Origin of the sequence: Cellulomonas cellasea (assembly GCF_006538745.1) — a bacterium.
Classification (GTDB): domain Bacteria; phylum Actinomycetota; class Actinomycetes; order Actinomycetales; family Cellulomonadaceae; genus Cellulomonas_A; species Cellulomonas_A cellasea.
The window spans coordinates 374,842-390,197 of sequence record NZ_BJLR01000009.1; the positions used below are offsets into that span (position 1 = coordinate 374,842).

The following is a 15,356-nucleotide window of genomic DNA, read 5'->3' on the forward strand; positions in this document are numbered from 1 at the left end:
GCGTTGCCGTAGCGGGCCCCCGGGACCCGACCGACCGTGGAGGACGACATGACCGAGAACCTCGTCGAGCAGGTACGCAACCGTTACGCGGAGGCGGCGCTCGCCGTGAGCCGCAGCGGCGCCCCGCAGGCCGGTGACGCGTGCTGCGCCGGGGCCCGGGCCGGAGCGGCGGAGCCGTGCTGCGGCACGGCCGCGGACCTGACGGCCGGGAGCTGCTGCTCGACGGGCAGCGCCGTCGCCGAGACCGCCGGCTCCCCCGCCGCCGCGTCGTGCTGCGGCACCGCGCAGGCCCTCGAGACCGGCGACCAGTTCGGCGGCGCGCTCTACGACGCCGACGACGCGGCCGCCCTGCCCGAGGCGGCGTTCCTCGCGTCGCTCGGCTGCGGCAACCCGACGGCCGTCGCCGACCTGCGGGCCGGGGAGCGCGTGCTCGACCTCGGCTCGGGCGGCGGCATCGACGTGCTGCTGTCCGCGCGGCGTGTGGGCCCGACCGGCTTCGCGTACGGCGTCGACATGACCCCCGAGATGCTCGACCTCGCGCGCAGCAACGCCGCGACCGCGGGCGCGACGAACGTCGAGTTCCTCGAGGGCCGCATCGAGGCCGTCCCGCTGCCCGACGCCGCGGTCGACGTCGTCATCTCCAACTGCGTCGTCAACCTGTCCGTCGACAAGCCGGCCGTCCTCTCGGAGGTGTTCCGCGTGCTCGTCCCCGGCGGCCGCGTCGGCATCTCCGACGTCGTCGCCGACGACGACGTGACCCCGGAGCAGCGCGCCGAGCGCGGCAGCTACGTCGGGTGCATCGCGGGGGCGCTCTCGCGCCAGGAGTACCTGGACGGCCTCGCGGCGGCGGGCTTCACCGACGCGAGCGTGACGTTCACGCACGAGGTGGCTCCCGGTCTGCACGGCGCGATCGTCCGGGCGGTCAAGCCGTAGCCCGGGTGGCGTGCGTCGGCCCGTCGCGGGTGGCGCGGTAGCCTCCCCGCGTCGGACCACGCAGCGACAGCCAGGGGGCTCCGTGACGCAGGACCTCGGCCCCGTCGGCGGCGCCCCGGCGACCCCCGTCGCTCCTGCCGTCGGCGCCGCCTCGCGCCAGACCCGGCTCGCGCGCCTCGTGACGGGGGTCCTCGCGCCGCCGTGCATCGGTGCCGCCGCCCTGGTGCTCGTCGGCTGGCGCGCGGGAGGTGCCGCCGGGCTCGTGAGCGGGGCGGTCTGCGCGCTGTTCGTGACCGTGCTCCCGTACGCGGTGGTCATCGCGGGCGTGCGAGCCGGGCGGTGGTCGGACCGGATGCTCACGTCGCGCAGTCAGCGGGTCGTCCCGATCCTCAGCAACATCGCGTTCGCGGCCGTCGGGCTCGTGCACGCCGTCGCCACGGACGCCCCGCGGGCCGTCGTCGCCCTCGTGGTCGCTGCGATCGGGACCCAGGCCCTGCTCTTCGTGATCAACCTGGCGTGGAAGATCAGCTTCCACGCCGGCGTGTCCGCGGGGCTGGGCGTCGTGCTGGCCCACGAGCTCGGGCCGGCCGTGCTGCCGCTCGCCGTGCCCGTCGTGCTCCTGGTGTGCTGGGCTCGGGTGGCCCTGCGTGAGCACACGCTCGCGCAGGTCGCGGTCGGGGCACCGGTCGGCGGGGGTGCGCTCGCCGCGCTCTACGTCCTGGCGGTCGGGGGCGCCTGAGGCGAGCGCGCTGCCGGGCGCGAGCGCCCCGCCGCGGGGACGGGAGTCAGCAGCTGCCGTCCACGCGGCCCTCGCCGGGTGGCTCGGCCTGCGTCGCCGCGCTGATCGCGCGGGCGGCGGCGCCGAGCTGCGCGAGCTGCTCGGGGGTCAGCACGTCGACCACGAGGCGGCGCACCGCCGCGACGTGGCCGGGGGCGGCCTCTTCGATCCGGGCGAGGCCGGACTCGGTGAGCCGGGCCTCGGTGTGCCGGCCCGCGCGGTCCGTGCAGCTGCGCCGCTCGACCCAGCCCGCGCGCTCGAGCCGGGTCACGGCGTGCGAGAGCCGGGAGAGCGACCCGCGCGCGAGGGCGGCCAGGTCGCTGAGCACGAGCGTGCGGGCCGGCGCCTCGGACAGTGCGGCGAGCACCTGGTACTCGAAGGTGTTCAGCCCGGCGTCGCGCTTGAGCTGCGCGTCCAGGGCGGGGGGCAGGTCCATGAACAGCCCCATCAGGGACCGCCACTCGCGCTGCTGCTCGGCGGAGAGCCAGCGGACGTCCGGCTCCGCGACGGGGGTGCGGGGCGGATGTGCGGTCACGGGACGATCCTAGAGCACGGCTTGAACATTCAACTCCCTCGCTCTAAGGTGCGAGTTGAACGCTCAAGTCCCTACCTGAGGAGAACCCCCATGACCGTGCTCCGCATCGACGCCAGCATCCAGGGCGACCGCTCCGCCAGCAGCGCCCTCGCCGACGTCGTCCTCGACCGCGTCGTCGCCGCCCACCCCCACACCACGGTCGTGCGGCGCCACCTCGGCGCGGACCCGCTGCCGGCCGACGCCTGGGCGACCGCGATCTCCGGGAGCTTCACGCCCGAGGCGGACCGGACCGACGCGCAGCGCGCAGCCGTCGCCCTCGCCCAGGAGGTCGCCGCCGAGCTGCAGGACGCGACGAGCGCCGTGCTCGCGGTGCCGCTCTACAACTTCGGGGTGTCCCAGCACGCGAAGACCTGGATCGACCTCGCGATCGCCGGTGCGCCGCAGGGCACGCGCCTGCTCGACGGGACGCCCACCGTCCTCGTCACCACCCGCGGCGGCGCGTACGGCGCCGGCACCCCGCGCGAGGGCTGGGACCACAACACCGACTACCTGCGCCGCATCCTCGCCGACGTCTGGGGCGCCGACCTCACGGTGGTCGAGCGCGAGTTCACGCTCGTCGGCGTGAACCCCGCCCTCGACGACTTCGCCGAGATCGCCGCGGACATGCACACCACCGCGCGCGAGGCCGCGGCGCAGGCGGGGACGGCGCTCGCCTCGCGCCGCGCCGCCGCCGCCTGACCGGCACGGGTCCGCACGGCGCGCGGCGGGAGGCCCGGGGACCGGGTGCCGGGCCTCCCGCCGCGCACCGCCCGACACCGGCCCGACGCCCACCTGCGCTCCCACCGCGCCGCGTGGTCCCGCGCGTGGCAGGTTGACGTCATGAACGCCTTCCGCCGACGCCCCGGGCGCGCCGCGTCGCCCGCCGCGCTCGCCACGACGGTCCCGAGCCCGACGCACCGCCCGGCCCCGCCGCCCCCGACGGGCCCGTGGCAGGACGGCCTCGGCCGCGCCGCGATCCGCAGCGCGCAGACGCTCCTGCTCCTCGCGCTCGCGTCGGTCCTCGTGTGGGGGCTCACGCAGGTCAAGCTGCTCGTCATCCCCGTGCTCATCGCCGCGATCCTCGCCGCCGCGTTCAGCCCGCTCGTGCGGCTGTTCCGGCGCTGGGGCTGGCCCCGCGCGCTCGCGACGTGGGCCGCGCTGCTCCTGGGGCTCGGCACGCTCGGGGTCGTGCTGTGGCTCGTCGGGCGCGGCATCCGCAAGGAGTGGCCGACGCTCGTCGAGGAGGCCGAACGCGGCCTCGGGGAGCTCGAGAAGTTCCTGCTCCAGGGCCCGCTCGGCATCACCGAGGAGCAGATCGCGTCCGCGCGCGAGTCGCTCACCGCGGCCCTCACGAGCGACCAGGTGCAGAGCGGCGCGATCACCGGGGCGACCGCGGCCGCCGAAGGCGTCGCCGGGCTGCTGCTGGGCGTCGTCGTGCTGTTCTTCCTCATGAAGGACGGCCGCAGCATCTACGGGTTCCTCATCCGGCCGCTGTCCGAGGAGCGTCAGGCGCGCGCGTGGCGCGTCGGCAACCGCTCGGTCGGGGTGCTCGGCGGCTACGTGCGCGGCACGGCGATCGTGGCGCTCGTCGACGCCGTCGTCATCGGCGCGGCGCTCGTGATCCTCCGTGTCCCGCTGGCGCTGCCGCTCGCGACCATCGTGTTCCTCGGCGCGTTCGTCCCGCTCATCGGCGCGACCGTCGCGGGCATCCTGGCGACGCTCGTCGCCCTCGTGACGAACGGCCCGACGACCGCGCTCATCGTCCTCGTCGTCGTGATCGCCGTGAACCAGCTCGAGGGCGACCTGCTCGCCCCTGTCGTCATCGGCCGCGCCCTCGCGCTGCACCCGCTCGCGATCCTGCTCGCGCTGACCGCCGGGACGATCCTTTCCGGCATCATCGGCGCGCTGCTCGCGGTGCCGATCACCGCGGTGGCGTGGGCGGCGATCACGGAGTGGCGGGCGACGGGCGACGACGGCACCGCGCCACTTCCGGCGCGTGGTCGCGGGCTGCGCAAGCCGTCCTCCGCCTGACCCGGAGCGCCTCCGCCGGCCGTCGCAGCCGTGAGGCAAGGCCGGCGGCGCGGACCGAGCCGGGCGGCGGACCAGCCGGCGGAGGCCCGCTCACACGTACGACGAGTACGCCGGCAGGTCCAGCACCCCGTTGCCCGACAGCCCGATCACGACGACCTCCGGCTCGGTGACCGACCGCGCGTGCGCCAGCGCGGCGGCCACGGCGTGCGTCGACTCGGGTGCCGGGATGATCCCCTCGGCGCGCGCGAACTCGACGCCGGCCGCGAACGCGGTGTCCTGGTCGACCGCGACCGCCTCCATGAGCCCGAGGTTCACCGCATGCGAGACCATCGGCGCCATCCCGTGGTACCGCAGGCCGCCCGCGTGGATCGACGGCGGCACGAAGTCCTTCCCGAGCGTGTGCATCTTGAGCAGCGGGGTCAGGCCGGCGACGTCGCCGTGGTCGTAGCGGTACTCGCCCTGCGTCAGCGAGGGGCACGCCGCCGGCTCGCACGCGACGACGCGCGTCGTCGTCCCGTCGCGCAGGTTCTGCCCGATCAGCGGGAACGTCAGCCCGGCGAGGTTCGAGCCGCCGCCCGCGCAGCCGAACACCGTGTCGGCCTGGCGCTCGCCCGCGTCGGCGAGCTGCACGAGCACCTCCTGGCCGATCACGCTCTGGTGCAGCATCACGTGGTTGAGCACGCTGCCGAGCGAGTAGTGCGCGCCCGGGTCCTTGACGGCCGCCTCGACGGCCTCGCTGATCGCCATGCCGAGGGAGCCCGTGGTGTCGGGGTGCTCGGCGAGGATCGCGCGGCCCGCCTCGGTCAGGTCCGACGGCGACGGGTGGCACACGCTGCCGTACGTCTCCATCTGGAACCGGCGGTATGGCTTGGCGTCGTAGGACGCACGCACCTGCCACACCTCGCACGTGAGCCCGAGCAGCGCGCACGCCATCGACAGCGACGCACCCCACTGGCCCGCGCCCGTCTCCGTCGTCAGACGCGTGATGCCCTCGACCGCGTTGTAGTACGCCTGCGCGACGGCGGTGTTCGGCTTGTGCGAGCCGACCGGGCTCACGCCCTCGTACTTGTAGTAGATCCGGGCCTGCGTGCCGATCGCGCGCTCGAGCCGCGCGGCCCGGATCAGGGGCGACGGGCGCCACAGCGCGTAGATCTCGCGGACGGTCTGCGGGATCTCGACGTAGCGCTCGGTCGAGACCTCCTGCGCGATGAGCGCGGCCGGGAACAGCGGGGCCAGGTCCTCCGGGCCGAGCGGCTCGCGCGTGCCGGGGTGCAGGTGCGGCGGGACGGGCTCCGGCAGGTCGGCGGCGAGGTTGTACCAGTGCGTCGGGACGGTCGAGGGGATCACCGTCCCCAGCGGGTCGGTGCTGCGGGCCGTCACGGGGGTCTCGTCGGTGAGCGCCATCGCCGTCCGTCTCTGTGCGGGGTCCGCGCACGGACCCGGTGAGCCGTCTGTTGCCGCGAGCGTAGCGCCGCCGGTCCGGCGGGCGGCCTGTTGCTCCTCGCTCGGAGGCGGCGGTTGCCCTCCCGGTGCGACGCCCAGGCAGGGCTGGCGTCGACGATCCGCTTGGCCTCACCGAGCGGGATGCCCTCGACCGCCCGGACGACCTTGACGCAGTCGACGATCGACGCGCCCTCCGCCCTCGGTCGAGCGAGGACCTCGTCGAGGTCCGTACCGCCTTCGTGCAGCACACGCGCCCGGTCCTCGAAGGTCATCCGGGGCTCACGTCCCCCGACCAGGGCCCGGACGTCGACGCGCCGCTCCGGGGACTCACTCGTAGTACCGCGCGCCCTCGAGGGCGGCGGCGACCAGGACCCAGGGGTCGTTCGGCACGGGCCGGCTCTCGCTCAGGTAGACCTGCTCGACGCATCCCAGCAGCGCCTCGAACGCCTCCAGGAAGCCGGCGAGGTCGTCGTTCTCCCAGCCCTCAGCCCGCGGGAGCTCCGACCGCAGGAGCGCGAGGGCGTCGAGCACCGCGTGGCGCCCGGCGAGCGCTGGGCCGTCCTCCCGTCCGCGAGCGCGCTCCGCCACTGGCACGTCCTCGTCGTCGGGCACCGGTGGTCCCTCCTGAGGTCCTCGTCGGTGCAGGCGCCGACCGATGTCGAGGTCGGCCTGGGACGCACTGACGCGCACGGGGTCGCGCGCGTCGTCCACCACGACCACGTGGCAGGTGTCGCCGACAGCGAGCGACGCCCCACCCTTGAGGTGGTCGAGAAACCCTGGAACCCCGTCCGTCAGGCGGACCGCCGCCCCCCAGGGCGCCGTCCCGGTGACGACCGCGTCGTGCTCGGAGTGCATCGGTGCACCGGCTCGACGAGCGCTTTCCACCGCGTCGCCGTCGAGCAGACGTCCGCTCGAGACCTCGGACCGCAGCCGGCCGTACGGGTCCATGTCCGGACCCCGTCGACCTCCCGTCATCGCCGCCCCCTCGCGCGCTCCGGCCACCCGGCCCACGAGGCGTGAGCGTATCGCTGCGCGGACGGCCGGACACCCGGGCACGCGACCGCTGCGCCGTCCGGGCGACGCTCCCCCGGACGGGCGTCCAGGAGTGGCATCCTGCTCGCCATGCACGCGCGCGTCCGTCATGTCCTGCTCCCCGGCCGGCACCACCTGGTGACCCGGTTCCAGACGGCGTACCTGCACGCGCTGCTCGGCGGCGAGCTGGCGGACTCGGCGGGCGAGCCGGTCGTGTGCGACCTCGACGCGAACGTCGTCTGGGCCGTCACGTCAGCCACCCACAGCGGCACGCGGCGCAATCCGCTCCCGGCGCACCGGCGCGAGGCGATGATCGAGCGGGTCACGGCCGTCGAGGGCCTGCCCTCGCTCGTCGCCCCCGTCGCCGACGTCCCGCCGAGCCCCCGGTTCGCGCGCACCGTCCTCGGCAGCGTCGAGCTCTCCACCGGTGTCACGGCCACGCCGCTCGACACGGTCGTCGCGTGCTCGACGCCCGAGGTCGCCGCGATGTACGCCGACCTCGGCTTCCGGGTCGTCCCGGTCGAGGACGCGTGCGACGACGTGCCCGAGCGGCCGTGGGACGTCCTCGAGCTCCTCGCGGCGGGCGACGAGCGGTGGCGGGACCTCGCTCACCCCGAGGTCGTGCACTTCTACGACCGGTACCGGCTCGACGCCGCGATCACGTTGATCCACGAGGACCCGACGGTCTCGACCGAGGGCGACCTGACGACCACGCGCGACTACCGCACGTACACGGCAGCGTTCGACGACGCGTCCGACCGCAAGTGGGAGCAGGTCGCGCCGTTCGTCGAGCCCGGCCGGGTCGTGGACCTCGGGTGCGCGGCGGGCGGGCTGCTCGAGCGCGCGGCCCGCGACCCGCGGCTCGCGGAGTCCGACCTCTACGGGGTCGACGTCTCGCGCCACCTCGTCGCGGAGGCCGAGCACCGGCGCGCGCAGGGCGTGTTCGCGAACCCGAACGTCTTCTTCGCGCAGCGGAACCTGCTGCGCTCGCCGGTCTTCCCCGCCGCGTCGGTCAGCACGACGCTCACCGTGGCCCTGACCCACGAGATCTCGAGCTACGGCGCCGGGCGCAGCGACCTCGAGCTGCTCGCGAAGCGGATCTACGAGCACACCGCTCCCGGCGGGGTCTGGGTGTGCTCGGACGTGCTCGGCCCGCTCGATGGGGACCGGCTCGTGCACCTCGAGCTCGACGGGGACGGCGCGTCGGCCCGGCCCGTGGACCTGAGCGGGTGGACGCGCGAGGCCGTCGCCGCGCACGTGGCCGCCCTGTCGCCCGCCGAGCGGCTCGTACAGCTCGCGCAGGACTTCCCGGCGCTGTCCGGCGGCGGGTGCGACGTGCGCTGGGTCGACGGCGGCGTCGCGGAGCTCACGCTGCGGGCCGCGGCGGAGTTCCTCTACACGCGCGACTACGTCGACTCGTGGCTGTCCGAGTGCCACGAGCGGTTCTGCGACATGACGTGGCCCGACTGGGTCGCGCTGCTCGAGGGCGTCGGGTTCACCGTCGACCCCGTGAGCGGGCCGTGGCGCAACGAGTGGCTCGTCGAGAACCGTCTCTCCGTGGGGGCGGCGCTGCGCGACCCGTCGACGGGTGAGCCCGTCGAGTGGCCGGACACGCACGTGACGTTCGTGGCGCGCCGACCGCGGTAGGTCTCCGCGCCGCGGCGCCTCGGCGTCCTGAGCGGTCAGGCCGGCGTCGCGTCGTCCCGCGTCGCGGCGTCCGCGGCCGCGCGCTCGACCGACCCCACGAGGTGGTCCAGCACGTCCCCGGGTGTCGCGAGCCACGCGGGCAGCCACACGCGCTCGACCGCGGGCCAGCGCAGCATCCGCGAGAGCACCTCGGTCGGCAGCCCGTCGCGGTCCCCGACGGTGCGCCGCGCGGCCCAGCCCGGCCCGTCGAGCAGCACCGCGACGAGCGGGCGCTCCGGGGCCGCGGCGTCGGCCAGCGCGAGGTCGACCCGGAAGTCGGAGAGCCCGACGTCGGTGCGGACCGCGAGCCCGCGCTCGCGCAGCGCCTCGGCGACCTGCTCGCGGTGCCGGTCGACGGCCGACGAGCGCCGCGCGGGGACCGTCGTCGCGCGCGACCGGCTCGCCGCGAGGTCGAGGTAGGCGCGCAGGTGCTTGATGCCGACGCTCTGGGTCTCCTCGGCGCGCAGCTGCTCGGGGTCGAACGAGGAGAACACGACGACCTGGCGCCGGGCCCGGGTCACGGCGACGTTGAGCCGGCGCTCGCCGCCGTCGCGGTTGAGCGGTCCGAAGTTGAGCGGGAGGTAGCCGCGCTCGTTCACGGAGAACGCGGTCGAGAACAGGATCGTGTCGCGCTCGTCGCCCTGGACGTTCTCGAGGTTCTTGACGAACAGGCCCTCGTCGGAGCCGCCCGGGGACCCGCTGCGCTCGAGCGCGTCGGCGAGCCGCTCGTCGCCCGAGTCGCGCAGCAGGGCCTCGATGAGTGCGCGCTGCGGGGCGTTGAACGTGACGACCCCGATCGACGGCAGGCCGTCCGGCGCGGCGTCGAACCGGCGGCGGATCTCGTCGACCACGGCCTGGGCCTCGACCGGGTTGGTGCGGAGCAGCCCTGCGGTGCTCTGCCCGGGCCCGCCCCGGCGGGCGGTCCGGTGGAACGTCCCGTCGACCCGCACGAGGCTCACGCCGTAGCCGCCCGGGCCGGGGTCGGCGGCGCCCGACGTCGGTGCGGGGAACGAGCTGAGCCGGTCCTCGTAGTACTGGTGGTTGCTGAACGCGATGAGCGACTCGTCCTGGCTGCGGTAGTGCCACGACAGCCACCGCCGCGGCACGCGCGCCTGCACGCACTCGGACAGGATGCTCTCCTCGTCCTCGACGGCGAGCGCGCCCGTGAGCACGCCCTCGAGCAGCCCGTCCGCGAGGCCCGCGTCCGCGGCGCCCTCCGCGGGCTCCTCGTCGCCCCCGCCCGTGACCTCGGCGAACGAGGTGGGCGGCATCTGCTTGGAGTCCCCGACCACGACGACCGAGCGCGCGCGGCCCATCGCCCCGACGGCGTCGGCCACGCGGATCTGGGACGCCTCGTCGAACACCACGAGGTCGAACAGGCCCGCGCGCGCCGGGAAGAACCGCGCGAGCGAGTCCGGGCTGACGAGCACGCACGGCATGACCTGCGTGATGAGCTCCCCGTACGTCGCCATGAGCCCGCGCACGCCGAGCCCGCCGCGCTGCCGGGCGAGCTCGCGCACGAGCCCGCCGACGTCCCCCTGCGCCGACGACGCGTCGAACGGCCGCGCCGCGGTCACGTCGCGCGGGAGCGCGGTGCGCTGGTGGTCGCGCACCGCGGCGGCCGACGACAGGAAGCGCCCGATCGCGCGGCCGTGCGCGACGGGGTCGAAGCCGTCGAGCCCGGTCGCGGTGCGGCGCTCACGCGCGGACGCGATCGCGAGCCCGCGGTCGAGCGCGCGCACGGCGTCGGGTGCCGCGACGGCCCCGACGAGCAGGAGCTCGCGCGCGGACGTGAGCCGGGCCCGGCGCAGGGGCTCGAGCGCCCCGACGAACGCGACCCAGCGCTCGAGCGGGAGCGGGTCGATCCCCGGTCCGACGGCCGGGCGCGCCACCGGGAGCGGGCCGTCCGGGTCGTCGTCCCCCGCGGCGCCGGACCCCCACGCGGCGGCCGACGTCCAGTCGTCGTCGAACCCCGCGCCCGCACCCCCGACGCGCTCCGCCGCCGTCGCCGTCCAGCGCGCGACGAACCCGTCCGGCGTCGACCACCGCGCGACCTGCCGCGTCGTCGCCTGCACGGTCGCCGCGAGCGCCGTCGTCGTCCGCGAGAGCCGCTCGAGCACCGCGACGTCGGCCGGCAGCAACGGGAGGCGCGCGACGTCGTCGACGAACGCCCGCAGCCCGCGCACGAACGGGTCCGCCGTCGGGTCGCCACCGTCGGGATCGACGGCCTCGCCGGCCCACGTGAGCCACGCGACCTGGCTCTGCACCGCCTCGAGCGCCTCGGGCAGCAGCGGGTTCCAGCCCGCCGGGAGCGTCACGCCGGCGAGCCCCTGCACGCGGAACGCGAGCGTCTGGACGGCGGTGTGCACGCGCGCGAGCGAGGCGGTCACCGGGAGCACCTGCCCGGCCTTGAGCGTCGTCCCGGGCTGCAGGCCGGGCTGGAGCTCCGCGGCGACCGCGAGGAGCCGCCCGCGCCGGCCCCACCACCCCGACGACGCGGCGGCCTGCGCCCGGCGGGCGAGGTCGGTGAGCGGCAGGTCGAGCACGGCGGGGACGGCGAGCGCGAGCCCGGGGTGCTCCGCGGCGGCCGTCGCCGGGAACGCGGCGATCTCCTCGACGAGCCGCGCGGCGGTCGTGCGCCAGCGCTCGGTGCGGGTCTCGTCGAGCGTCTCGACCCGGACCGGCGGGGCGGCACCGAGGTCGGCGAGCACCTCGAGGTCCTCGTGCGTGCGTGCGGCGGCGAGCACCGTCGCGGACGTGCCGCTCAGGGCCCGCGCGGGGGCGAGCGCCGCGTCGACGTCGGCGACGGCGCGGCCCACGGCGGCCACGTCGATGCGCTGCGGGTCGGTCAGCCCGACGAAGCCCCACGGGTGGTCGGGGCGCGGGCGCGCCGGGTCGGCGGTGTCGGGCAGCAGCTCGAGCGCGCGGCGCAGGGCCGGCACCTCGGGGGCGCCGGTCGTGACGAGCTCGACGGGGACGGGGAGCACCTCGGTCGTCCCGACGCCGGTCGTCCCCGCGGTGGGCCGGCGCCGGCCCGCGCCGTCGGTCAGCGCGAGGAGGCTCGTGCGGGCGGAGTAGAACGACAGCCCGGCGCCGTTGGGCTCGTGCAGGCGCTCGGCGTAGCGGGCGAGGGCCCGGCGCGCGGCGCGCAGGGTCTCGTGCTCGGCGGCGAGCCCCTCGTCGTCGACCTCGACGGTGTGCTCGAGCGCGGTGCGGACCTGCGCGCGGACCGCGGACGGCTTGCTGCCCTTGTCGTGCAGGTCGAGCGAGAACGGACCCATGCCGACGTCGTCGAGCCGGGCGCGGACCACGTCGAGGGCCGCCCGCTTCTCGGCGACGAACAGCACCCGGCGCCCCTCGGCGACGGCCCGGGTCAGCAGGTTGGTGATGGTCTGGGACTTCCCGGTGCCGGGCGGCCCCTCGAGCACGAACGTCCGGCCGGCGACCGCGTGCGCGACGGCGTCGAGCTGCGAGGCGTCCGCGGGCACCGGGCACGCCGCGGCGAGCTCGTCGAGGTCGACGGCGCCCGGCTCGGGGACCGGGTCGGCGAACACGGCGGTCGGGGTCTCGACGAGGTGCCGGACGAGCGGGTTCTGCGTCAGCACGTCCCAGTGCTCGTCGAGGTCCTTCCACAGCCGGAACTTCGCGAACTGGAGGATCGCGAGGTCCGCGGTCTCCTCGACGCGGTAGCCGAGGCCCTCGGTCGCGAGCGCCGTGCGCAGCGCGAGCAGCGCGGCGTCGACGTCGATCCCCGCGCCGTCGAGCGCCGGCTCCGCGAGGCCCGGGACCGTGAGCCCGTGCACCTGGCGGAGCTTCTCGAGCAGGCAGTAGTTGGGCGTGCTCGCACCCGTCTCGTCGAGCTCGAGCCGGTACGCCTGCTCGCGCGAGCGCGTCACGAGCCGCACCGGCGTGAGCACGAGCGGCGACCGCAGCTCCCGGCCGTCGAGCGTCCACACCAGGGAGCCCGACGCGAGGTACAGGTTGTTGGCGCCGGTCTCCTCGACGACCGTGCGCGCCTTGTACGCGAGCCCCCGCAGCCGCGTCGCGTACCCGGCGGCGGGCAGGTCCGTGTAGAGCGCCTGGCGCCGGGCGAACAGCTCCGCGCGCTGCTCGGCCGGCAGCTCGCGGCCCGCGGTGACGCCGCGCGCGACCTCGACCTCGTCGAGCTGGTCGGCGGGCAGCAGGTGCACGGCGCGGCCGTCGTGCAGCGCGTCCTCGACCGACCCCAGCCCACCGGCCGGCACCGCGAGCGGTATCCCCGACCGGGGCGTGAAGTGGATCAGGCGGTTGCGCAGCGACAGGTCGAGCAGGGAGTTCTTCCACTGCGCGACGCGCGGCGGCACGGGCGCCCGGCCGAGCGTCCCCGCGGCGGCGGGGCGGACGTCGGCGTCGACCGCGACGGGCTGCGGCACGGTCGTGCGGTCCTCGCCCGGCCGGTACTCGGTGATCGTCACGGTCCCGTCCGCGGCGCGCGTGTGCGCGGGCAGCGGCAGGACGCCCGCGCGCCGGGCCCGCCACACGTCGACGACACCGAGCACGCGCGCGAGGTCGCCGGTGAGCCAGCGCGTGTACGCGGCGTCGTGCGCCTGGGCGGCCGTCACCGGGCCCGAACGGGCGGCTCCGGTCGCGCCCTCACCCGTGCCCCGGGCGGTGACGAGCGTCGTCTCGACGAGCCGGACGAGCCCCAGGTCGACGAGGTTGACGACCGCCGCGACGTCCGGCACCTCGCGCTGTGCGATCGCCGCGAGCGCCGCCTCCTCGCGCCAGTACCCCAGGAACGCGTGACCCTCGACGAGCCACAGCAGCGGCCGCACCCCGACGTGCTCGAGCGCCGCCGCCATCGTCACGACCGTGTCGAGGCAGGTCCCGACGCGTCCGTCGAGCACCTCCTCAGGCGTGCGGACCTTCTGCCCGACGTCCGACCAGGACGCGGGCGGCTCGCTGTACCGGATGCCGCGCGCCGTCATCGCGTCGAGCACCGTGGCGACGGTCGCGTCGACCCGCTCGGGACCCTGCTGGTAGCCCGCCGTCGAGGCGTCGCCCGTCCGCTCGGCGAGCAGCACGCACGCCTCGTCGACGAGCGCGCCGACCGCCGGGTGGTTCGGCATGACGAACGCGGCCAGCAGCTCCATGGCCAGCACGGGCGGGACCGCGAGCCACTGCCGCGGCGCCAGCAGGTCGACGTGCACGGTCCGCTCCGCGAGCAGGTCGCCCTCGCCGAGCACCTGCACGACGACCTGCGCGGGCCGCTGCTCCTCGATCTGCAGGACCGCCGCCGGGTCGAGCCGCAGGTCCACGTCGGTCAGGACGGTCTGCGCGTCGGTCTCGAGGTCGACGAGCTGCTCCCACGGCGTGCCGACGCGGCCCTCGACGTCGCGTACCTCGACCTGCACGACCGCGCCCCGGACCGCAGGGCCCGTGTGGTGCACCGCGATGCGGCTCACCACGGGGAGCCGGTTGTGCGCCATCGGGTACGAGAGCACGGGCGCGGCGTCGACCTCGACCGTCGTGGCCGCGCGGCGCACGGTGTCGGCCGGACGGCTGGTCGAGGTGGCGGGCGGGGTGCTCGGGGAGCTCTCGTCAGGCATCGAGTGCGAGGCTAGCCCGGCGGGCCGACGGCGGCGCAGGCCCGCGCCGGTGGGTCGGCGCGGGCGGGTCTGGGCGGGCGATCGGCGGCGGTGGTCCCGCGGCGTGGTGGGCCTGGGCGAGCGGCTCGCACGGCGCGACCGGGTCGTGCGGCCACCGGCCGGGTCCGGGCATGGAGAAGACCCGTTGCGCAGGGGGCAGGCAACGGGCCTTCTGGTTGAAACATTAACCTACTACCGCGCGTCGCGGGCACTTTTCGCCGGGTGATCTGGTCCTGGTTCGGCGCGGCCACGGGTCACGGCGGGCACGACCGGCGACGCGGGGGCCCCGGGCGTCGCGTCCCGCCGCACGGTCCAGCGCCCCGCCCGCACCCGGCCTGCGCCTTTGCCCGGCGGCGCGTCGGGCCCTACGGTCGTGCCAGCCGCGGGGGGCCTGCGGCACATGCCACGACGACGAGGTACGAGCATGCACAGCAGACGCACGATCACGACCCTGACCCTCTCCGCCGCGCTGGCGCTCGGCGGGCTCACCGCCGCGACACCCGCGCAGGCGTACGACTACCTGCACGACGGGGTCCGCATCCGCAGCGAGCCCTACACGTACGCGGGCGTCGTCGGCGCCGGGTACCCCGGGCAGGGCGCCGAACGCCTCGGGCTCAGGCAGGGCAGCACCTACTCCTACAGCAACCAGTGGGGCACCGGGACGTCGTCGCTCTGGGCGAGGAACCGCAACCTCGTCACGGGCGCGGTCGGGTGGAGCGGGTCGTTCCTGATCTCGTGAACCGCGCGACGGCGGCGCCCGGGAGCACCCGTCGCCGTGCCGTGGTGGCTGCGGCGCTCGCCGCGCTGCTCGTCGCCGGGGCGTCGGGGTGCACCGCGGGCCCCGGCGACGGCGACACCGGCTCACCGGGTCAGGGCACGGGCGGCCGGGCGACCGGCGCGGTGCCGACCCCGGCACCCGACGGGCCGCCCGACGCGGACCCGTCGGGCAACCTGCGCCTGCTCGCCGAGCACGGCCCGCCGCCGCTCGACGCGTGGGGCTGGACCGCGCCCGAGGCCGACACGGTCGCGCGCACGGTCGAGGAGCTGACCGCGCGGTGCATGGCCGAGCGCGGCTTCGCGTACGAGCGCTCCGGCGGCACGGGTGCGGCCGACGGCGAGGGCGACGCCGACGGCACGCTCGGCGAGCCCGTGACCCACTGGGGCGGCTTCCTCGGTCTCGTGAGCGAGACGCGCGCGCGGACGACGGGCTACCAGGTGCTCGACGTCGAGGCGCGGCTCGCCGAGCGCGCCC

The 15,356-nt window shown here is 76.1% G+C and carries 10 protein-coding genes and 1 pseudogene; 7 read left to right on the top strand and 4 right to left on the bottom strand.

Features of this window, described 5'->3' with window-relative positions:
- Positions 1-48: 48 nt before the first annotated feature.
- Both arsM and CCE01nite_RS05015 read left to right on the top strand, forming a co-directional pair.
- The gene (arsM, locus tag CCE01nite_RS05010; protein WP_034632944.1) at positions 49-933 is read left to right on the top strand and encodes an arsenite methyltransferase; all 885 of its coding nucleotides are present in this window, start codon (positions 49-51) and stop codon (positions 931-933) included.
- Positions 934-1,015: 82 nt separating this feature from the next.
- The gene (locus CCE01nite_RS05015) at positions 1,016-1,672 is read left to right on the top strand and encodes a phosphatase PAP2 family protein (RefSeq protein ID WP_052104317.1); all 657 of its coding nucleotides are present in this window, start codon (positions 1,016-1,018) and stop codon (positions 1,670-1,672) included.
- A 46-nt stretch (positions 1,673-1,718) separates the two neighbouring features.
- Here CCE01nite_RS05015 and CCE01nite_RS05020 read toward each other — a convergent pair whose 3' ends face one another.
- Positions 1,719-2,246 (bottom strand): MarR family winged helix-turn-helix transcriptional regulator, encoded by a 528-nt coding sequence (locus CCE01nite_RS05020; protein WP_052104316.1) that lies wholly within the window; start codon positions 2,244-2,246, stop codon positions 1,719-1,721.
- A 90-nt stretch (positions 2,247-2,336) separates the two neighbouring features.
- On the opposite strand from CCE01nite_RS05020, the gene CCE01nite_RS05025 reads away from it, so the two are divergent.
- Together CCE01nite_RS05025 and CCE01nite_RS05030 are read left to right on the top strand one after the other, a co-directional pair.
- Positions 2,337-2,984 (top strand): FMN-dependent NADH-azoreductase, encoded by a 648-nt coding sequence (locus CCE01nite_RS05025; RefSeq protein WP_034632918.1) that lies wholly within the window; start codon positions 2,337-2,339, stop codon positions 2,982-2,984.
- Between the two features lie 141 nt (positions 2,985-3,125).
- Positions 3,126-4,316, top strand: coding sequence for an AI-2E family transporter (locus CCE01nite_RS05030; RefSeq protein WP_141372036.1), 1,191 nt, complete (start codon positions 3,126-3,128; stop codon positions 4,314-4,316).
- A gap of 90 nt (positions 4,317-4,406) precedes the next feature.
- On the opposite strand, the gene CCE01nite_RS05035 is transcribed toward CCE01nite_RS05030, so the two are convergent.
- Entirely contained in the window at positions 4,407-5,720 is a 1,314-nt protein-coding gene (locus CCE01nite_RS05035) for a TrpB-like pyridoxal phosphate-dependent enzyme (RefSeq protein ID WP_141372037.1), read from the bottom strand.
- Between the two features lie 366 nt (positions 5,721-6,086).
- Positions 6,087-6,614: a DUF7660 family protein gene (locus CCE01nite_RS21535; protein ID WP_174774677.1), complete on the bottom strand. Its 528-nt coding sequence runs from the start codon at positions 6,612-6,614 to the stop codon at positions 6,087-6,089.
- 267 nt (positions 6,615-6,881) lie between these two features.
- On the opposite strand from CCE01nite_RS21535, the gene CCE01nite_RS05045 reads away from it, so the two are divergent.
- The gene (locus CCE01nite_RS05045) at positions 6,882-8,438 is read left to right on the top strand and encodes a class I SAM-dependent methyltransferase (RefSeq protein WP_141372038.1); all 1,557 of its coding nucleotides are present in this window, start codon (positions 6,882-6,884) and stop codon (positions 8,436-8,438) included.
- A 35-nt stretch (positions 8,439-8,473) separates the two neighbouring features.
- Here CCE01nite_RS05045 and proA read toward each other — a convergent pair whose 3' ends face one another.
- Positions 8,474-14,065 carry an anti-phage protein ProA gene (gene proA / locus CCE01nite_RS05050; protein ID WP_141372039.1) on the bottom strand — a complete coding sequence of 1,864 codons (5,592 nt, stop codon included), beginning with the start codon at positions 14,063-14,065 and terminating at the stop codon, positions 8,474-8,476.
- A 463-nt stretch (positions 14,066-14,528) separates the two neighbouring features.
- Here proA and CCE01nite_RS05055 point away from each other — a divergent pair, with 463 nt between their 5' ends.
- Complete coding sequence (locus CCE01nite_RS05055) at positions 14,529-14,843, top strand: hypothetical protein (RefSeq protein WP_034630651.1); 315 nt, start codon at positions 14,529-14,531, stop codon at positions 14,841-14,843.
- Positions 14,840-15,356: pseudogene (locus CCE01nite_RS05060) on the top strand (hypothetical protein); the annotation flags it as partial. The gene CCE01nite_RS05055 and the pseudogene CCE01nite_RS05060, both read left to right, overlap by 4 nt.